The following is a 19,925-nucleotide window of genomic DNA, read 5'->3' as shown; positions in this document are numbered from 1 at the left end:
GCCCACGCGGAGCTGGTCGTAATAGAACCCGTCCTCGTCGTCCCATAGGCCGCTTCCGCCGAGGCGGTTGATCGCTTCGACGATGGCCATGAAATGCTCGAAGAACTTGGAGGCGACGTCTTCGTACGCCGGGTCCTCGCTCGCGAGCTCGAGCGCCATCGAGAGAAGGGTGGAACAGTAGAAGGCCATCCACGCCGTCCCGTCCGCTTGCTCGAGCTCCCCCCCGGTGGGAAGTGCTTGCGATCGGTCGAACACCCCGATGTTGTCGAGGCCGAGGAACCCTCCGGAAAAGAGATTCTTGCCGCTCGCATCTTTTCGGTTCACCCACCATGTGAAGTTCAAGAGCAGCTTGTGGAACACCCGGGCGAGGAAGACGCGGTCGCGCTCTCCTCGCGCCCCGGTCATCTTGTAGACGCGCCAGGCGGCCCAGGCGTGCACCGGCGGATTGACGTCCCCGAAAGCGAACTCGTAGGCGGGAATCTGGCCATTCGGGTGCATGTACCATTCGCGCAGGAATAGAACGAGCTGTGACTTGGCGAAGTCCGGATCGACCTGGGCGAAAGGAATCATGTGAAACGCGAGGTCCCAGGCCGCATACCAGGGGTACTCCCACTTGTCGGGCATGGAGATGACGTCTCGATTGTAGAGATGGGGCCAGTCGTGATTGCGGCCGCTCTTGCGGCCTTCGGGGGGGCTGGGTTGGGCCGGATCCCCCTCGAGCCAATCGCGAACCACGTTGTAATAAAACTGCTTCGACCAGAGGAGGCCGGCGTAGCCCTGTCTCACGACGTTTCGTTCCTCGGACGTGAGAAGCTCGGGATGCTTGACTTCGAAGAACGCATCGGCCTCCTCCTGTCGTGCCGCGAACGTGCGATCGAAGCTCCCGCCAAGAGGATCCGAAGACACCTCACTTCCGGCCGTGAGCCGTAGCTTGATTACCCTCTCGCCTCCGGAGGGAACCTCGAGTCGATAGTAGGCTGCCGCCTTGGTACCAACCCGGGCCGGGTTCACGGCCTCCGAGCGGCCTCGGACGACGTACTCATGAAACGCGTCTTTCACGAAGGGGCTCGAGCCCGGGGAGCCGAACAACCGCTCGGCGTTCGTTTCGTTCTCGGTGAACAGAAGCTCGGCGCCCTCGGCTACGCTGAGCGTGTAGCTCCCGAGAGAGTCGTGCAACGCCTCGACGGTCGATCGATCCCTTGCGGCCAGACGGGGTTTTGGCCAATAGCCCTCGCCCGTCCGGCCCCAGGACCAGGTATTTCGGAACCACAGCGTTGGAAGCAGGTGAAGCGCGGCCGGCTCGGGCCCGCGGTTCGAGACCGTGATCCGGATCAGGATGTCGTCGGGCGACGCCTTGGCGTACTCGACGCCCACGTCGAAGTAGCGACCTCCGTCGAAAACCCCGGTATCGACGAGCTCGAGCTCCGGCGCATCCTTGCCGCGACGCCGATTCTCCTCTACCAGGCGAGTGTAGGGATACTCGGCCTGCGGGTACTTGTAGAGTCCCTTCATGTAGGAGTGCGTCGGGGTCGAATCGATATAGTAATAGAGCTCTTTGACGTCCTCACCGTGGTTGCCTTCCGGGCCGGTGAGCCCGAAGAGGCGCTCTTTCAGGATGGGGTCGCGGCCGTTCCAGAGTGCGAGCGCGAACGCGATGCGACATTCGCGATCGCAGATTCCCAGAAGCCCATCCTCGCCCCACCGGTAGGCCCGGCTTCGGGACTGTTCGTGGGAGTAATAGTCCCAGACCTCTCCGTAGGCGGAATAGTCCTCACGGACCGTCCCCCACTGCCTCTCGGAGAGGTAAGGTCCGAATCGTTTCCAGTTCTTCACGCGCCGGGAGTCTTCCTCGAGGCGCTCGATCTCCGCTCGATTCTTGCGATTCATGGTCCTTCCTTGTCTGTCTCCTGATGGTGCGAGGCGTCTGAAGCTGCACCAGGTCCTTGGAGAACATCAGGTCGAGCGCCCAATCCAGAGCGACTCGAACCTTCTTTTCGAAGCGGGGGAGCTTGGCGAGGTAAATCGTTCGCCAGAGCCACCAGGCCAAGAACCCCGAAAAGTTCACTCCGAGGATGCGCGCCACCCCCGTTCGCCGTCCGATGGCGGCGAGCTGACCGATCGTTCGGAAGACGAAGGGCGACATCTCGCGACCGTCGACCGCCGCAATCAGGTTGCGGGCAACGAGCTTGCCTTCGCGCAACGCGTGTTGAGCCGTCGGCGGGTGCGTGGAGGCGCAATCGCCCAGGGCCCAGACACCGGGACTCTCCTCGACCCGAAGGAACTCATCCACAACGAGCCGGCCGCGAGCTTTCTTCGCAGGGAGAGTTGCGATGAGCGGATGGACCGAGTTGCCCGCCGTCCAGACCAGCGTGTTGGTGTCGATGAACGTTCCGTCCGAAAGCTCGACGCCCCGATCGGTGGCTCGGGCGACTCGGGCCTTCAAACGAACCTCGACGCCGCGCGACGCCAAGACGTCTCGGGCATACCGTCCCAGCTTTTCACCCAGCTCGGGCAGCAGATACTCCCCCGGATGCACCAGCACCATGCTGATGAGCTCTTCGCTCAGGTGCGGATAGAAGCGCAGCGCCTCGCGAACGAAATCGTTGATACCCGCAATCGTTTCCACGCCGGCGAACCCGCCGCCGGCAACGACGACCGTTAGAAGCGGATCGCGGACGCCGCTGGCACATTCGAAGTCGGCCGCCTCCAGATTGGCGATGAGCCGATTCCGGAGCGCCAGGGCATCTCCGAGCGTGCGCATCGTAAAAGCACGCTCCTCGAGCCCGGGAAGCTCGAAGAAGTTCGTGACGGATCCCAGGCCGAGCACCAGCTGATCGTATTCCAGTACGTGCCCGTGGCTTCCGTCAGTGTGGTTGACGAGCACGGTTCTCTTCTCGACGTCGATCTGCTCCGCGTTTCCCTCGAAGAAACGCACTCGCTTCAAGAGCTTTCGCACCGGATTCACGATGTGGGTCACGTCGAGGTCGCTCGCGGCGACCTCGTGGAGCATCGGGGTGAACAAGAAGAAGTTGTCCCGATTCACCAGCGTGACCTCGAGGTCGCTCCGGCGGGCCAACACCCTCTCGAGCTCGAGAGCGGTGTAGAGCCCGCCGAATCCTCCACCGAGAATGACGATCCGCGCCATGGTTAGCCTGCTAGGTCTGCGGTGCCTGCAACGGCGCCGTGGCGAAGTTTACGCCGAACCTCCGGCACCAAATGGTCACCGAATGGTACTGCGAGAGGTCGAGGGAGTCGGGAAGCTCGTAGTTCTGATCCCCCTCGGTCCCTCGGAGCGCTCCGACGTGGAAGAAGCCCGCGCGGGTCACGCTGTCGTTGTCCGAGGCGTCTTTCGCCTTGCCGAGGTAGACCTGCACATCGGGTCCATTGGACGTTTTGAACCCGGTGAAACGCAGCACCCGTTTGCCGTCGGGAAGCCGGTAGATGCTGGCAATTCCCTCGGTCTCGTGGGCCACGCCGTGGAATGTCCCCGCGGACAAGGCTTCTGGCTTCGTCGGCGTCAGCGGAGCGGTTCCGAAGTTGACTCCGAAACGCGCGCACCAGATCGTGACCGCCCGGTACTGATCGAGATCCACCTGGGCGGGAACGTCGTAGTTCTGCGCGCCTTCGGTGCCTTTCAAGCTTCCAAGATCCACGTACCCGGACGTTTTGACCGCGTCGCTGTCCATCGCGTCCGCGGCGGCGACGAGAAAGACGCGCACGTCGGGACCGTTGGACGTCTGGAAGTCCGTGAGTCTCAGAACCCGTTTCCCTCCCTCGAGGACGTGTATGGCGGCCGTGCCTACCGTCTCGTGAGCGCCGGGGTGGAACGTTCCCTTCAGAAACGGCGCGCCGCTTCTCTCCGCCGAGACTGCGGCCGTTCCCGGGAACTCCTCGTTGACTTTCTTGGTTACGAACAGAAGCTCGGGACGGAACAGATACCAGAGCCCGCCCAGGAGTAGAGCTCCCACTGCTAGAAAGATTGGACGTTTCTTCATGGAATGGTTGACCTCCTCATTCGTCACCTCTATGAGATGCCCGGGCGGATGGCGCGTTTCACGTAAACGAGAATGAAGCACGAGCCGAGGCCGGCTCGCTTGTCGCTCAGCCGATCTCGCGAAGTCCGACGCGATCGAGAAGGTCTCGGAACCGAGGGAGATCTCGCAGCGAGTCGAAGAACGGATCCACACCGATGAAGACGATGTTCGCGACGCGGTCCTCGTACGCCTTGTCGAGCCAATCGAGTGCTTCGTCCGTTTCCCCCAGGCCAGTGTGGAACCGGGCGATGAGAAACGGAGAAACGTACCTCTCCTCCGAGGCCAGCATCAGCTCATCGAGGAGCTCCCGCGCCTCATCGCGATGTCCGGCAAGAGCGAAAGCAAGGGCGACGTCGGCTCGGATCTCGGCCTCCCCCTGGAAGGCCGCACGGGCTCGCTCCAGAACGCGGAGAGCGTCTTCTGTTCGTCCCACGTGCAGATACGTGAGTCCCAGGTAGCGAAGACCTTGCCCGAACGCCGGATCCAGGTCGAGCGTCTTCTCGAACTGCGCGATGGCCTCGGGATACCGGCGGGCGACGTAGAGGGCCCATCCCAGATTCTCGTTGATGCTCAAGGACATGGGGTCGAGCTCGAGAGCCCTTCGCAGCATCTCGAGCGCCTGGTCGGTCCGTCCTCGAGAGACGAGGTAGATGCCGTACCACTGGTACGCCGTCGGGTAACGCGGATTCACCTCGATCGCTTTCTGGAACTCCCGTTCGGATGCGGGGAAATCCCAGTCATAGAGGAAGTGAATGCAGCCAAGCGAGGCGTGGGCATCGGCGAGCTTCGGGTCGAGGGCGATTGCCCGCAAGGCCGCGTCCTTCGCTCGCGGCATCGCTCTACGGTGTCGCTGCATGTTATAGACCGCGAGGAGGTTATAGGTGTCCGCCAGCCCGGCATAGGCTCTCGCGTAGTCGGGCTCGTAGCTCAGGGCCTCGCTGAAGTACTCGATCGCCTTCAGGAAGTCGGCCTCGGTCCGGCGATTCCAGTGGTATCGGCCCTTCAGGTAAGCCTGGTAGGTTTCGGGCTTTCGCTCCTTTCCTGCGGCGAGCCGGGCCTCGTCCTGCGGTGGGAGCTCGAGAAGGATCTCCCGGGCGATGGTTTTCGCCAGCTCCATCTGGATGGCAAAGAGGTCGTCCGCCGCGCCTTCGTAGAACTCCGACCATCGGCTCTGCTCCGTCTCGGGATCGGCCAGGTGGACGGTGACGCGCACTCGGTCGTGAGCGAGACGGACGGACCCTTCGATGATCGCGTCGACGCGCAGCTCGGCGGCAATCTGTTTGAGCGATTTGTCCGAGCCCTTGTAACGCCGCACCGAGGTCGGCGAGATGACGTGCAGGGCTTCGATCATGGAGAGGTGGGCGATCAGCTCCTCGGTCATACCGTCAGAAAAATACTCCTGGGAGGGATCGCCGGAAAGATTCTCGAGCGGTAGGACAGCAACGGCATGGATCGTCCGGGGCGACGCCGGCGGGGAACGCCGGCTCGCGTAGCGCAGGGCGACCGTGCCCACGACCAGGAGGGACGCCACCAGCGCGTATAGCGTCAGGCGCGAGCGTTTTGCTGGCGGCCGCGGCTCGGGAGGAGGAGTCCGCTTCGCCTCCACGGGTGCGATGAAGCGATAGCCGTGCTTGGGCACCGTCTCGACGAATCGCGGATGGGTCGCCGAATCGCCGAGCGCCAGCCGGAGCTTGTTCACCGCCTCGTTCAGACTGTGGTCGAAGTCGACGAAGGTCTCCTCCGACCAAAGCTCGGAGCGCAGCTCTTCACGGGTGACGAGATGGTTCGGCCGCTCCACGAGACGGCACAGAACGAGGAACGGCTGTTGCTGAAGCTTTACCCGGATCCCGTGTTTTCGCAGCTCTTTCTCGGCGGCGTCGAGCTCGAACGCGCCGAACCGGAACACCCCCACCCCGAATTTCCCGCCTTCCATCGCCGAGAGGATACCGCAACCGTTTTTCAGCGCGCGAGCCAAATCCATTTTCTCAATCACATCAATGGGTTGGACGGAGACCTTTTCGTGACGCGCACTTGTCCGCGGGTGGATGGCCTTCTCGAAGAGGCCGAGCAACACTCCCTCAGAGCCGGCCCACCACGCCCCGGCCAAGGATGGAGACCATGAACGCTCAGTTAGCCGCCAGCACAACCACCACCACTTATCCCCGCCCGGACGAATCCGATGTCATCGCGCGATTGCGCACCGGCGACCAGGCGGCTTTCGAAGAGCTCGTGCGCACGCATGGGCGGAAGCTTCTGGCCTTGTGCCGGCGACTCCTGGGCAACGAGGAGGATGCCCGCGACGCCGTCCAGGAAACGTTCGTCGCCGCCTTCCGCTCGCTCGATGGCTTTCGAGCCGACGCCCGACTCGGCACCTGGTTGTCGCGGATCGCGGTGAACTATTCGCTCATGAAGCTTCGCTCGCGCCGGCGGAAGCCGGAACAGTCGATCGAAGAGCTACTCCCTCAATTCCTCGCCGACGGCCACCAGGCGCGGGAGTCCAGCTCCTGGGGTGCTCCCGCGGACAGCGTTTTCGAGCGCGAGGAGGTCGTGGCTCTCGTTCGCGGCCAGATCGATCGGCTACCCGAGCGCTACCGAACCGTACTCCTGCTCCGCGACATCGAGGAGCTCGACACGGAGTCGGTCGCGAAGTTGCTCGGCGTCACTCCCAACACCGTCAAAGTGCGGCTGCATCGTGCGCGCCAGGCGCTCCGAGGGCTGCTGGCGCCTCACTTCGGCCAAACCGGGGCGTGATATCAGGCGCTGCGGTACCCGCAGCGAAAGATACAGCGCTCGCGGTTGTCGTGATGGAGCTTGGCGCAGAGGACCCGACCTCGGGAGGTTCGATAGAGCTGGGAGGCGAGAAGCATGCCGAGGGGTGGCGCGGTGAAGTAGAGCCAAAGGGCCGTCCACAGTCTCGCAGGAACAGCGGAGCCGAACGTTCGGGCGGGGTTGATGCTCATACCGGAAACCGGCACTTCCAAACTGATAAAGGTCGCGACAAGAAGCCCAACAATCAGGCCGGTGAAGCGCGCCACGCGCTTGGTATTGGTCGCATGGAGGACCACGGTCATCATGACGAAAGCCATGACGAGCTCGGCGACGAAGGCCGCGGGAACACCGGCGGTGCCCGGAACGGTGGCAGCGTAATTGACGCTCGGGTGGGAGACGAAATGCCCGAGCAGGTTCGACGCGAGCGCCACTCCGCCGACGGCGCCAGCGAACTGAGCCAGGACGTAGAACAGTGCGTCCCAGGCTTCGATCTTCCCGAGTCGGAAGAAGCTCAGCGTAAAGGCCGGGTTGATGTGGGCCCCCGAGCGCTTCCCGAACGGTGAGTAGACGATGGCGATCGCCGTCGTGCCCATGGCGAGACCCGTAAGTACCCGGCGTGGAAACGGCGGGAGGAGCGCGTTCAGCGGCGAGCTCGGGTGCTCGAAGGCGACTCCGAAAGAGCAGGCCGACATCATGAAGAAGCCGAGGGCCGCGGCTTCGATGGCGTACTCTGGCCAGTGGCGTCTCAGCGCGTCAAGCATGGGCGGAGGGCGGTTGTGGCCGCTTCGCGGCTCCCGGGCGCGGTTTCGTCGGGCGCCGGCCCACTCGCGTGCTCATCTGCGCGACGCGGAGCGCCTCTCCCACGGACCAGGCCTGGAAGGGACACCCTCTCGGCGTGTGGGGCGCATCGGCGTCCGCGATCTCGGGGAGATGGCCGAGGCCGGCGTCATCGAGGTGCTGCAGGAGCGGATCGAGGAACCGCGTCTTGGCCTCCCCACGTCGTCCATGAGCTCGGGACCAGGCGTCGACGAAGGCGCCGATCAACCACGGCCAGACAGTACCCTGATGGTAGGAGCCATCGCGCTCGACGACGCCTCCCTGGTAGCGCGGCACGTACCGGGGATCGTCAGGTGAAAGCGAGCGCAGTCCGAGGGGCGTCCAGAGCTTCCGCTCGATGACGTCGACGACCGCCCGCGCTTTCTTCCTGTCCCGGAGCACGACGTCGGGCAGCCCCCCCACGGCGAAGACCTGGTTCGGCCGGAGCGAGGGGTCGAACGTGCCGGGAACATGGTCGACGTCCACGACGTCGTAGAGATAGCCGCCGTCCTCGTACCAGAATTTCCGTTCGAAAGACGAGAGGCCTTTTTCGAGACGAGCCTTCCATTCCAGCGAGAACGAAAGCGCGTTCAACCACAGAGCCTGGACCTCCACGGGTTTTCCGATGCGCGGGGTCACGACCCAGCCGCCGACTTTCGCATCCATCCACGTGAGCTGAACGCCCGGCTCTCCACAGGCGAGAAGGCCGTCCTCATCCGCTCGAATGCCGTATCGCGTGCCGCGATCGTACCCCTCGATGATGGCGTGACACGCTTCGGTGAGCCGCGGACGCGGCCTTCGGACTTTCTTCAAGAAATCCCGAACGGCGACGACGTACCACAGCGAGGCATCGACCGAGTTGTACTCGGGCGCTTCGCCACGGTCGGCAAACCGATTGGGAAGCATGCCCTCGGACACGGCGTCCGCCCACTCGAGCAGGATCGCTTCCGCCTCCGAGAGCCGCCCCCCGGCGAGACACAAGCCGCGAAGGGCAATGAAGGTATCCCGTCCCCAGTCGGTGAACCAGGGATAGCCGGCCACGATCGTGCTCCCGCCCCGCCGGCGCACGAGATAGGCGTCGGCAGCCCGGTGGAGCCTCGAGGGAAACGCGTCACGTCGCTTCCTTTCGGCGGTACGAATGCGCGCGAGGAGATCCGCGGCGGTCGTTCCCTCCAGGACGCCCGCGTCGCTCGAAATGATCCAGATGGCTTCCCCCTTGCGGAGGTCGAACGTGAGCTCACCGGGCGAAGCCAGATCTTCGGAGAAATCGAGCCCCCGATCGCGCTCGTTCTCGTAGAGGAAGTTTCGGTACCACAAGGGGTGGTGGCGATAGACCCCGTTGCCGATGGAGGAAATGGGCGGCAATCCGTCGTAGGGCCTGAAGACGACCCGCTCGCCGTCGACGTCGGCGTCGAAGCGGAAAGCCGGATTCTCGTGATGAAGGGCGTGGTAATCGCGTCCGGAAACAAAGGGTCGCACGGTGAGCTCGCCTTTCGTCCCCGCGACGAGCGCAAAGGTTAAGGCGACCGTCGATTTCTCGTGCCAGGCAACCACTTCCTGGCGGACCACCGTTCCGTCCTCGAGACGATAGATCCACGTCGGCCAGGGTTCGGTCTCGAAGCTCCGGATGCGCGTCTCCCCATCGGGATGGCGGACGCCGGGGACGTAGAGCTGGGAGGTGAGTGGAACCGTCGTCGAGCCGGTCGTGATCCAGGCGTCGAACCCGTTGACGAGCACGACTCGTCCGGTGGGAGGTGTCGTCGCCGCGAGCAGGAGCGCGTGATAGCGCCGGGTGCGAACGCCCGAGACCGTACCGGACGCGAAGCCTCCCAGACCATCCGCCTCGAGCCACTCTTGGCTGCGGGCGCGCTCGATATCCATCACGCTCTCTCCCTGTCCGTTGCCGCGAGAATGGCGGAGACGAGCGCCTCGGGCACCTCCTCGGGAACGGCTGCGTCGAGGTCACGAAACGCCTCCTTCGCCAGAAGGATCGTCTGCTGGTACGTCTCCAGATAGGCCATGCAGGACGGGCAGAGGGCCAAGTGTTCCTTAAAGCTCTTTCGCTCTGCGGGCGGAAGCGACCCTTCCAGATAGTCCCGGATGAAGTCGATGAACTCTCGACAGGTCATACCACCTCCCAAGGGATCGATGCCGATGGACAACGAAGGGTTTCACCGGTTGGCGGTTTCCATGACTTGCATGACATGCCCATCGGGATCCCGGACGAGAAACCCCTTGGGGAAGGGGTAGCTCGAATCGCGCAGGGTAACGACCCCGGGAGACACGAAAATCACCCGGGCCGACCACAAAGCCTCGGCCAACGAGGACGTGTCTTCCGTCACCAGAAGCGTTTGCCAGTGAAAGACGTCGTTCGCACGCTCGTCCGGGGGCATGGGACGGCCGTCGCGCGGCGTCAGGTACTCGAGGAGCTCGATCCCCGGGCCCCCCCGGCTTCGAAGTGCGGTGATACGCAGTCGAGCGCCAAAGACGTTGTTCAAACGCTCTTGCTCGGGACCGTAATTCTCCGACTCGCCGGCCACGTTCATGCCGAGCCGGTCACGGTAGAACTGAAGGCTCTCGTCGGTGTCCTCGACGACGATCGCCGTGTGGTCGATTCCGAGAAAAAGGCTGCCCGCGTCTTCCAAACGATGCCATTTGGGGTCACCCTTGTCCGGCGGGAACTCCAGAATCTCCAACGGACGACCGTCCGGGTCCTTGAAATAGAACGCTTCGATGCCTCCCGCATTGGGGTTCCAGTCGGGAAGCTTCTGAGGTCCCGACGAGGCATGTCGAACCCGATGCTCGCGCAGCCGGGCATAAGCCCGGTCCATGTCGCTCACGATGATCGCGATATGCTGGAACCAACGGTCGTTGCTGCGCGAGTCCACCGGAATCGGGCGGCCTTCCGGCGCGAGGTATTCCGTCAGCTCGATCTCCTCGCCGCCGAGCCGCATGCGAACGATGCGCAGACGGGCGCCGAAGACGCCCTGCAACCGTTCGAAGTCATCACCCCAGACCTCGATGTCCGAGACTTTTTCGAAGGTCAGAACCCGCGAATAGAAATCAATCGCCTGGTCCATGTCGGAAACGGTCATGCCGATGGCCTGAACCCGGACGGCCGGATCGGTGCCCAGCAGGAACGTCAGAATCGTGAGGGTCACGAAGCTCATGCCACACCTCCCGCCAGCGCCATCGGCCATGGCGCAGGCTCTTTCCAGGCGGGGCGCTTGCCGAGCCGCAAAAGACTGTGCTCGATCCGCTCCGCTCTACCCCAGTCGCTCCACTGGACATCTTCGAGCTCGATGACCGAGATCTCCTGACGGGCGCGCTCCAGCAGATCGCGCGAGAAGTTCTTTTTGGGCATGTCTCGATAGATCGACGTGAGCACCCGCGACTCCAGGGGCGTTCCGACAGCCTCGACGAGGCTCTCGAAGCGGAACATCAGCTCGGGAACGTGGCGCCAACCCAGGCGCCAGAGCGTTTCGACCTTCGCCGCCAGGACCATCGTGTTCCAGAGCCCACCGTCCTCGCGCAGATTCCGTGCGACCCCGGCGGTGGGCTTCTCGAAAAACGACCTCACCGAATGAACCGGCTTGCCGTCGATCCGGGCGAGGCCACGACCCTTCAGAATCCACCCGTAGTCGCGCTCCGGGGTATCGGGAACGACCCCGAGGAGTACGAGTCGCGGAGCCAAGCTCTCCGCGGCGGTAAGGGCAACGCGCACCGCTTCGAGGAAACGTTCCTCGGGGTAGATGAAGTGGTCCGAGGGAAAGATCGCCACCGTCGCTCCCGGGTCTCGTCGCCGTACATAGGACAGAGGAAGAAGGATGCCGGCCGCGGTATCGCAGTTCACCGGCTGTTCGATGATCCCGTCCCGAACTTGACGGCGCGCGAGATGGCGATGCTCCCGGGCCACGACGGTTATGACCTCGTCCGGTGACGAGATCTGACACGCCCGGTCGAGCGTGTGCTCGAGCATCGTTCTTCTTCCGACGAACGCACAGTATTGTTTCGGTATGTAGCGCCCCAGCCATCTCGCCGTAAAGTGAGCGAGACGCTCTCCCTTGCCCCCCGCAAGAACAATCGACCAACTCATCCGCATCCCTCCTCGGCTACTGCAGAGATGCAGCGGCCCCGGGAGCGGTTTCTGAAACTTTTTCGAAGATCGTTCATCTGTTCGTTTCGAGAGAACGCAACTCACAGGAGGAAGAATTCAGATGTTTCAGAACAATGTACCGGGACGGACCCGGGTGCTCGGCGCGATTCTGATCGCCGTCAGCTTATCGGTCCTTCCCGCTCTCGCCAGCGACATGCACAAGAGCGGCCCCTTCATGGGTCCCAAGGCCAACAAAGGCACGGTGACCCATAGCAAGGAAGGATCCGAAAACGTCCTCACCCTCTCGAACGACTTCGTCGTTCCGGACACTCCCGCACCTCACTGGCAGGTGGTGGACTCGAAGGGGAACGTCTACCTGCTTCAGCGACTGCTCATCAAGGGCGACCACTACAACGAGAGGATCGTGGTTCCGTCGTATGTGATGGACATCGCCAGGGTCCAGATCTGGTGCGCCTGGGCGGAGACGCTTCTCGGCGAGGCGAGCTTCCCCGAGCCGGTGAAATAGGGGAGACGCGATCCGCCGGCCGGGGTCCATCCCTCCGGCCGGCGGCGCGGGTTTCGCGTCAGTCAAGTAAAAGGAGAAAGAGTCATGCGAATCAGAATCGGGATGCTCTTGGGGCTGTTGACGGCCGCCGTCACCGCTTCGGGGCAAGTGGTTTCCACGAAGAACCTCGGAATCGCGGGCGCTCGCGCCGTGGCGGACGCCGCGGAAAACACGGCCCGCAAGCTCGGAGCCCCGGGCGCCGCCATCGCCGTCGTCGATCAGGGGGGGAATCTGCTGTATCTCGTTCGCCTCGATGGTACGTTTGCCGCCGGGTCCCGTATCTCCGAGGGCAAGGCGCGCACCGCCGCCCTGTTCAAAAGACCGACGAAGGTCTTCGAGGACATCGTCAACCAGGGCCGGACCACCATGGTGGCCCTCGACGATTTCACCCCGCTTCAGGGCGGGGTTCCCGTCACGGTGGACGGCGAGGTGATTGGCGCCATCGGGGTGAGCGGTGCCGCGAGCGCGGCGCAGGACGAAGAGATCGCTGTGGCTGGCGCCGCGGCGCTATCCGACGGCATGGGCAGGATGTCGAGTGACGAGATCTTCTATCTCGAGAGCGACAAGGTGCGGGCCGCTTTTCAGAAGGGTGCACCCCTGATCGAGCTGAGCGACTACAAGGTTCACGCAAGCCACCGCGACAAGGGAGGCGAGTCCGAGATCCACCAGAAAGAGACCGACATCATCTACGTTCTCGATGGCTCGGCCACGTTCGTCACCGGCGGAAAGGTGGTCGACGGCCGCACGACGGCGCCGGGAGAGATCCGGGGCGCCGGAATCGAGGGCGGAACCACGAGACGCCTCACCAAGGGCGATGTGATCATTGTCCCCCAGGGCACACCCCACTGGTTCAAAGAGGTGGACGGAGTCGTCGACTACTACGTCGTGAAGGTGCTTTCATGACGGGCCGCGGACTCCTGCTGCCTCTGATCCTGGCCGCGGCGCCCGTGACTTGGGGCGCCGATCCTCGCTGGCTCGAGGAGAAGCCCGACGCCACCATCGACCTGACGACGCTCGAGGGCGTCGCCCAGGTGAAAGGCGAGTGGCGCTACCACGATGTCGCCATCGTCGAGCGCGCGTTCCGTGCGGCAGGTCCGGATGGGCAGCCATCGGCGACGCCGAACAAGGCCTACGACTACGAGCCCAAGGCCGGCTGGGCCGACTACGATGATTCGAGCTGGCAGGTGTTGGCTCCCTCGGATCTCGACGCCCGTCTGACGCCGGGAAAGGTCTCGTTCAACTGGTACCGAGTCCGCATCACCGTCCCCGAGCGAGTCGGGACCTTCGAAACGACGGGCGGGACGGCCGTCTTCGAAACGTCCCTCGACGACTACGCCGAGGTGTGGGTGGACGGAGAGCTCCCCCGCGCCCTCGGACAAAGCGGCGGCTCGGTGGTCAAGGGTTGGAACGCGTCGAACCGGCTCGTCATCGGACGCAATCTGAAGCCGGGGCAGAGAATTCAGCTCGCCGTTTTCGGAATCAACGGTCCCATCTCCGCATCGCCCACGAACTACATCTGGATGCGCCTGGCGAAGCTCGACTTCTACTCGAAGGAGAGAAGCGGAAACTCGGGACCGGTGGCGGTGCAACCCCACGAGGTCAACATCGACGTGGTGCGAATCGATCCCGCGATCGATCGGATCGTTCCCCTGAACCCCAAGCTCTTCAAGCTCGCCGACGGATTCAGGTTCATCGAGGGTCCGGTGTGGACGTCCGACGGCCACCTGCTGTTCAGCGATCCCAACGAAAACGCGATCTACGAGTACGTACCTGACGACGGGCTCCGCGTCTTTCGTGAGAAGAGCGGCTACGATGGAGCCGACATCGCACGCTACCATCAGCCCGGCTCGAACGGACTCGGGCTCGACAAAGAAGGCGGGCTGGTAATCGCGGAGCACGGGAACCGTCGCATCAGCCGGCTCGGCAAGGACGGGTCCCTCGACCTGCTCGCGGATCGCTACCGGGGGAAGAGACTCAACAGCCCGAACGATCTCATCGTCAAGTCGGATGGCTCGATCTACTTCACCGATCCCCCTTTCGGACTTCCCGACGTGTACGAGGATCCCGCCAAGGAGCTCGACTTCAGCGGCATCTACCGGCTGCGGCAGGGGGAGCTCGAGCTCCTGGCGAACGACCTCATCGGACCGAACGGGATCGACTTCTCACCGACCGAGGATTTTCTCTACGTCGCCAACTGGGACCCGAAGCGCAAGGTCGTCATGCGGTATCCGGTCGAGCCGGATGGGACTCTGGGTAACGGGGATCTGTTCTACGACATGACGGCCGCCCCGGGAGAAGAAGCCCTCGACGGTCTGGAGGTCGACGTCGAAGGGAACCTCTACGTGAGCGGTCCCGGCGGGATCTGGATCCTCTCCCCCGAAGGAGCGCACCTGGGAACGATCCGTACTCCCCGCCTGCCCGCGAATTTCGCCTGGGGCGACGATGGAAAGACGCTTTACCTGACGGCCCGCACGACGCTCTATCGGCTACCGCTGCTCGTTCCCGGCTTGTAGATGGCAGGTGCCGTTCCAACTCCAACGGTTGGATCTAGAATGATGGTTGGAACGGCACTATGGCCAGCTTGGGCAGTCGGGCGTCGACCCGGGATTTCGTCCTCGAGAACGGCAAGGTCCTGATCCTCCTGTTGTTCTGCCTCGTGAACCCCTTCGCGGGTTGGGCCTATCTCGCGCAGAGCCGGCAGGCTTCGACTCTCAAACCGCCATCGATCGTAGACACGCTGAAGCCCACTCGCCTCGCCGTGCTTCCCCTCGCATCCGGAGATCATCTCGTGGGTGACTGGACCGACGCGCTCGTAGTGGAATTCGCCGTGTGGCCCGAGATCGATGTGGTGCCCGTCGCCTCCAACGAGCGCTCCCGCGGCCTCGACCGCGACGCGCTCGCTCTCGGCAACCGGGTTCACGCCGATTTCGTTCTCGATGCGGACCTCTCCCTGGTCGACGACGAACTGCGGCTGTCGGCGCGACTCGTCCGATTGGCCGACAGCACCCTGCTCTGGGCGGAGCTCTACCTGGGAAATTTTCACGACTTGCCGGAGATCCGCGAGGCGGTGTGCCACTCCGTTCTGAGCGCACTTTCGAGCGCAGTGTTTACTCGGCTCGCAACGCGGTGATCGGGTCGACCCGCGTCGCCCGCAGCGCCGGCACGTAGTTGGCGAGAAAGGCAACGAGTACGAGCACGACGGGCACCGTCAAGAATGTGAGCGGGTCCACCGGGCTGACGCCGATGAGAGTCGCGGCGAGCAGCCGGCCGAGGAGCCAAGCGAGCGCGAGGCCGCAGACCCCACCCGCCAGAACCAGACGACCGCCCTGGCGAACGATCATGCGAGAAACGTCGTGTCGGCTCGCCCCGAGCGCGATCCGTATTCCGATCTCCTGCTCTCGCTGGCTCACGGCGTAGGACGTGACGCCGTAGATTCCCATCGACGCCATCAGTAGCGCGAAGGCGGCAAAGACGAGGAAGAGCACGAGGATGGGATTGGAGCTCGCATAGATCTCCTCGCTCATCTCCTTCATGGTCCGGGTCTCCACGACGACCAGATCCGGGTCTATGGCACGGATGTTCGCTCGAACGGCACCGGCGAGCGTCGCTTCATGCGCTTCGGTTCGAAGAACGTGGGACATCCTCGCAATCGGTGCCTGGGCGAGAGGCAAGTAGACCTGAGGGACGCTCAGCTCTTTCACACCGCTCGCCTCGGCGATGTCCACGTCGATCACATCCCCGACCACACCAACCACCTCGACCCAGGGAGAGCCCTCCTCTTCGGCAAGCCGGATTCGCGTGCCCAAAGGAGCTCCATCCGTCCCGTACCTCTCGGTCCATTTCTTGTTTACGATCGCAACTCGAGGCGACGCCGCGGTGTCGCTGTCCTGGAATGCTCGTCCGCCGACGAGGGGGACGCCGAGCGTATCGAAGTAATCTGGGCTCGCGATGAGAAACTGCGCTCTCGGACGCTCCTCTTCTTCGGAGCCGGCACCCTCCACGAGAAAAGGCCGCGCGGGACCCACGAGAGACAAGGGCAGATGACTCACGACCGCGGCGTGGGTCACACCCGGTATCGCCGCGCTTCGAACGATCAGCTCTTCATAGAACCGTCGACGCGAATCCTCGGTACCGTAATCGCGCTCCGGAAGCCGGATCTCGACCGTGAGGAGCCCGTCAGTCTCGAAACCAAGGTCCAGCTGTCGCAAATGAAACGCGGTGCGGACGAGAAGCCCGGTGACGATCATGAGCGACAGGGCCATGGCCACCTGCGCGGCAACGAGGAAACCCCGCGAGCGGAGCGAGGCCCGTCCAACGCCCGAGCGTCCACCCTGTCGCAGAGCTTGCGCCACGTCGGTACGGGAGGCGCGCAGCGATGGTGCCAGCGCGAAGACGAGCGGGGTGAGGAGGGAGATCCCGAGCGTAAACGCGAGGACGTGGCGGTCGAGATCGGCTGTCCGGTAGATCCACTGCTGATCGGAGCTCAGAACGATGAGCACGCCCAGAAGCCCGCGAGCGAGGATCAGGCCGAGCGAGGCGGCGACGATCGCGAGCACGAGGCCCTCGGTCATGAGCTGCCGGACGAGCCGCCCGCGGTCGGCGCCGAGCGCCAGCCGCACCGCGACCTCGCGAGAGCGCGACGTGGCCCGAGCCATGAAGAGGTTCGCGACGTTGGCGCAGGCGATCAGCAGAACCAACCCGACGCTGAATATGGTCACGAGGACGAGCGCCTCGTCCTCTTCGTTCAAGAGCTCCTCGGCGATGGGGCTGACACGGACCCCCCAGCCCCGGTAGAGCGCCGGATCTTCCCCCTCGAGTCGCGACGCGATGAGCGCGACCTCTAGCTGCGAGCGCTCCACATTGACGCCAGTTCGCAGCCGAGCGGTCGTAAACGACCCGCGCTCTCCCGGCAAAGCCGTCTGGAGGTCGAGGCCCAGCGGCAGCCACACGTCGACGTTCGCGATGCTTCCGTACTCGATCTGGGGAGAGAGGACGCCGATGACGGTGTGAGCCTCCCCGTCGAGCTCGAGAACCTGGCCGATGACCCCCGGGTCCCTTCCAAAGCGGCGGTCCCAGAAACCGTGGCTCAGGATGACGACGGGAGGTCCGCCAGGGCGGTCGTCGCCGGAAGAGAACCGTCTGCCCACCACCGTGTCGATGCCCCACACGTCGTGGAAGTCCTCAGTCACCCGAAAGGCGATCACGCGAGCCGGATCCTGCTGATCGTCGGTAAGAACAAAGGAGCCTTCGAGGAGAGCACTCACGCCCGAGAAGCTCTCGGAATGCTTCCTGAGCTCGTCGACCTCTCTCAGAGTGAGGGGGGAGCGGTTCTCACCCGCCCTTTCGTTCGTTCCCCATAGAAATACGAACCGATCGGGGTCGCCGACGGGAAGCTCGCTGAAGAGAAGAGTGCTTACGAGGCTGAATATCGTCGCGTTCACGGCGATACCGAGTGCCAGCGTCAGGATGGCGATGATGGCGAAGGCCGGGCTCGTCGTCATCGTTCGAACGCCTTGACGTAAATCGTGAGCGAATGCGGACATAGGCCCCTCCCTCTTGCGACGGACGCGAACCTCGGCCATGAGGGCGGGCAGCCGGTCCACGATCCCGAAGAAGGTGACCGAGGCAAAGGTGCGTGCGGCAAAGGCGGTGAGTCCAATTCTTCCCCTTCGCCGTCGGACTTCCTCGCACTGAAGCTCGAAGAGGGTGAGCATGTCGTGGGCGAACCACCGCTGGAACTCCGGCGAGTAGATCTTCGTCAACCAGGCTAAGAGGGACGTCAGGCGCGAGAGGTTCGTCATTTTCGTGCCTCGAGCGCCGCCATGGCCAGCCGCTCGAGCCTCCTCGCCTCGGCCTCGAGCGCGGTCCGGCCCGAGCGCGTGATCCGGTACAACTGGCGAGGCCGGCCGCGAGCTCCCGACTCGGCGATTCGCGTCACGGCGAGATAGCGCTTAGCCGAGGCCTTCTTCAAAGCGCGATAGAAAGAAGCGAGTGCCGGGGGCTTGACGTTCGGAGCGAGCGCCCGCATCTGCGCGAGAATGGCTTCGGCATCGCGAGGCCCGTCGCGAAGACTCAGAAGAATGTGGAAGATCGCCTCGGTCACGAGCTCAATTATTCTCGAAAGTGAGAATAATTGTCAAGGAAGGGGCGGAACCTTGTGATAAAAGGTGAGGGATGTCGCTTCTTTCCAGTCTTTTGCTGACTGCCCTTCTACTCTCTCAGGAGCCTCCTCACGTCCACCTTCTGGCAACGGGAGGCACGATCGCCGGTGGGAGCGGGAGCTCGCTCAAGGCCAGGGACCTCATGGAGCTCTTGCCCGAGCTCGCGGATGTCGCGACGGTGAGCGTCGAAGATTACTCCAACATTGGTAGCTCGCGGATGACTCCCGAGCTTCAGTTCGGACTCGCACAGCGGGTCAACGAGCTGTTCGCGACGAGGCGCGACCTCGCGGGAATCGTCATCACCCACGGCACGGACTCGCTGGAGGAAACGGCGTTCCTGCTCGACCTATTGGTTCCCGCGGGAAGGCCCGTGGTGTTTGCCGCCGCCCAGCGCCCCGCGCGGCAGAGCGACACCGATGGTCCACGCAATCTGCTGAACGCGATCCGATTGGCCGCTCATCCGGGAGTGCGCGACCTCGGCGTGCTGGTGACCCTCAACGACGAGTTTCACGCGGCGCGCGACGTTCGCAAGACCCATTCGATCGCCCTCAACGCGTTCGCCTCCCCGTGGGTGGGGCCGCTCGGCCAGGTGGACTCCGGACAGATCTATCTCTTCCATCGTCCCGCGCGCCGGCTCGAGCTCTCGGTGGCTCGCGTGGAGCCTGCCGTTGCTCTGGTCTCGCTCGTCGCGGGAAGCGACGGAAGTCTGATACGGCATGCCCTGGAGTCCGGCGCCAAAGGAATCGTCGTCGAGGTCTTCGGCCGCGGGAACGTGCCTCCCGAGGTCGCCGAGGCTGTCGGGGAGGCCATCTCCAAGAAGGTGGTCGTCGTTTACGCGACCCGCACCGGGGGAGGCCGAGTCGCGCTCGGACGCGAGGCCACGGAGATGGGGGTCGTGTCGGCCGAAGATCTCGACGGGCTCAAAGCACGCCTGCTTCTTGTTGCCGCTCTAGGGACGACGCGCGACCGAGCGACCATCCAGAGCTATTTCCGGAGATTATCGGGCGAGCTCACGGGATTGACTGAAATCAACTGATGAGCCCGCCCACCTGTCGGTTTTGCGTCGCTCGTAAGCTGTTAGTGCTTCGCCAGCGGTCCAGGAAGCGGCGCCAAGCAAAATGACATCTTTCACGATGAACGCCCCGGCTGCGGAGGGAACCAGAATGCCCTCCACCCATGCCCACATGCCAGGCGTCGTGACAAGAAAACTGAGAGTCGACAGGAACATTCCGATGGCACCGAGGCTTCCCAGCAAGGAAAGGTTCGGCCAGACAGGCCGAAGCGCGATCAAGAGCGCGATGGCGATCTCGGCGCTTCCGATCATGCGGCTTGCGCCCTCGATGGACGCCAGCTCGTAGACCCAGGACAAAAGTGGGCTGTTGGCGAGAAGGGGCTGAATCGCCTCGGCCTCGGCTCGCGTGAACTTGAATGCGCCAAACCACAAGATCAACAGCACCAACCCGTAGCGGAGGATGGACTCCCCC

Annotated in this window: 18 protein-coding genes; 6 read left to right on the top strand and 12 right to left on the bottom strand. The window is 63.8% G+C overall.

The window, feature by feature from the left end; genetic code table 11:
- The 4 genes from VEK15_12940 to VEK15_12925 all read right to left on the bottom strand — a co-directional run.
- The coding region (locus VEK15_12940; protein ID HXV61596.1) for a glucosidase at positions 1-1,887 on the bottom strand (1,887 nt) is incomplete at its 3' end.
- Positions 1,772-3,145, bottom strand: a complete 1,374-nt coding sequence (locus tag VEK15_12935; GenBank protein ID HXV61595.1) for an NAD(P)/FAD-dependent oxidoreductase — start codon at positions 3,143-3,145, stop codon at positions 1,772-1,774. The genes VEK15_12940 and VEK15_12935, both read right to left, overlap by 116 nt.
- A 10-nt stretch (positions 3,146-3,155) precedes the next feature.
- A complete protein-coding gene (locus tag VEK15_12930) occupies positions 3,156-3,995 on the bottom strand; it encodes a DM13 domain-containing protein (protein ID HXV61594.1) in 840 nt (279 codons plus the stop codon).
- A 106-nt stretch (positions 3,996-4,101) separates the two neighbouring features.
- Positions 4,102-6,015, bottom strand: a complete 1,914-nt coding sequence (locus VEK15_12925; GenBank protein HXV61593.1) for a tetratricopeptide repeat protein — start codon at positions 6,013-6,015, stop codon at positions 4,102-4,104.
- Between the two features lie 137 nt (positions 6,016-6,152).
- Between VEK15_12925 and VEK15_12920 the strand changes: the two genes are divergently transcribed.
- The gene (locus VEK15_12920) at positions 6,153-6,785 is read left to right on the top strand and encodes a sigma-70 family RNA polymerase sigma factor (GenBank protein ID HXV61592.1); all 633 of its coding nucleotides are present in this window, start codon (positions 6,153-6,155) and stop codon (positions 6,783-6,785) included.
- 2 nt (positions 6,786-6,787) lie between these two features.
- Here VEK15_12920 and VEK15_12915 read toward each other — a convergent pair whose 3' ends face one another.
- The 5 genes from VEK15_12915 to VEK15_12895 are packed head-to-tail and all read right to left on the bottom strand — an operon-like array spanning position 6,788 to position 11,715.
- Complete coding sequence (locus VEK15_12915; protein ID HXV61591.1) at positions 6,788-7,564, bottom strand: aquaporin; 777 nt, start codon at positions 7,562-7,564, stop codon at positions 6,788-6,790.
- Positions 7,557-9,500 carry an amylo-alpha-1,6-glucosidase gene (locus tag VEK15_12910; GenBank protein HXV61590.1) on the bottom strand — a complete coding sequence of 648 codons (1,944 nt, stop codon included), beginning with the start codon at positions 9,498-9,500 and terminating at the stop codon, positions 7,557-7,559. Before VEK15_12910 ends, VEK15_12915 begins: the two co-directional genes overlap by 8 nt.
- Positions 9,500-9,748, bottom strand: a complete 249-nt coding sequence (locus tag VEK15_12905; protein ID HXV61589.1) for a zf-HC2 domain-containing protein — start codon at positions 9,746-9,748, stop codon at positions 9,500-9,502. Before VEK15_12905 ends, VEK15_12910 begins: the two co-directional genes overlap by 1 nt.
- Before the next feature lie 42 nt (positions 9,749-9,790).
- Entirely contained in the window at positions 9,791-10,789 is a 999-nt protein-coding gene (locus tag VEK15_12900; protein HXV61588.1) for a VOC family protein, read from the bottom strand.
- A complete protein-coding gene (locus VEK15_12895) occupies positions 10,786-11,715 on the bottom strand; it encodes a sugar phosphate nucleotidyltransferase (protein HXV61587.1) in 930 nt (309 codons plus the stop codon). Before VEK15_12895 ends, VEK15_12900 begins: the two co-directional genes overlap by 4 nt.
- Positions 11,716-11,836: 121 nt before the next feature.
- Between VEK15_12895 and VEK15_12890 the strand changes: the two genes are divergently transcribed.
- The 4 genes from VEK15_12890 (at position 11,837) to VEK15_12875 (ending at position 15,410) form a co-directional block, all read left to right on the top strand.
- Entirely contained in the window at positions 11,837-12,241 is a 405-nt protein-coding gene (locus VEK15_12890; protein HXV61586.1) for a hypothetical protein, read from the top strand.
- Between the two features lie 84 nt (positions 12,242-12,325).
- A complete protein-coding gene (locus VEK15_12885) occupies positions 12,326-13,183 on the top strand; it encodes a heme-binding protein (GenBank protein ID HXV61585.1) in 858 nt (285 codons plus the stop codon).
- Positions 13,180-14,793: an SMP-30/gluconolactonase/LRE family protein gene (locus VEK15_12880; GenBank protein ID HXV61584.1), complete on the top strand. Its 1,614-nt coding sequence runs from the start codon at positions 13,180-13,182 to the stop codon at positions 14,791-14,793. The genes VEK15_12885 and VEK15_12880 overlap by 4 nt, the downstream gene beginning before the upstream one ends.
- 59 nt (positions 14,794-14,852) lie before the next feature.
- Positions 14,853-15,410 carry a hypothetical protein gene (locus tag VEK15_12875; GenBank protein ID HXV61583.1) on the top strand — a complete coding sequence of 186 codons (558 nt, stop codon included), beginning with the start codon at positions 14,853-14,855 and terminating at the stop codon, positions 15,408-15,410.
- Here VEK15_12875 and VEK15_12870 read toward each other — a convergent pair.
- Together VEK15_12870 and VEK15_12865 are read right to left on the bottom strand one after the other, a co-directional pair.
- A complete protein-coding gene (locus VEK15_12870) occupies positions 15,388-18,081 on the bottom strand; it encodes an ABC transporter permease (GenBank protein HXV61582.1) in 2,694 nt (897 codons plus the stop codon). The genes VEK15_12875 and VEK15_12870 overlap by 23 nt on opposite strands.
- Positions 18,078-18,383 carry a helix-turn-helix transcriptional regulator gene (locus VEK15_12865; protein HXV61581.1) on the bottom strand — a complete coding sequence of 102 codons (306 nt, stop codon included), beginning with the start codon at positions 18,381-18,383 and terminating at the stop codon, positions 18,078-18,080. Before VEK15_12865 ends, VEK15_12870 begins: the two co-directional genes overlap by 4 nt.
- Positions 18,384-18,454: 71 nt before the next feature.
- Here VEK15_12865 and VEK15_12860 point away from each other — a divergent pair, with 71 nt between their 5' ends.
- Positions 18,455-19,477 (top strand): asparaginase, encoded by a 1,023-nt coding sequence (locus VEK15_12860; GenBank protein ID HXV61580.1) that lies wholly within the window; start codon positions 18,455-18,457, stop codon positions 19,475-19,477.
- Here VEK15_12860 and VEK15_12855 read toward each other — a convergent pair.
- Positions 19,439-19,925 (bottom strand): DUF417 family protein (locus VEK15_12855; GenBank protein ID HXV61579.1); only part of this gene is annotated, 487 nt, incomplete at its 5' end. The genes VEK15_12860 and VEK15_12855 overlap by 39 nt on opposite strands.

It is taken from the genome of Vicinamibacteria bacterium, from assembly GCA_035620555.1.
Classification (GTDB): domain Bacteria; phylum Acidobacteriota; class Vicinamibacteria; order Marinacidobacterales; family SMYC01; genus DASPGQ01.
The sequence above is the reverse complement of the archived record's forward strand: the minus strand, read 5'-3'. Positions and strand labels throughout refer to the sequence as shown.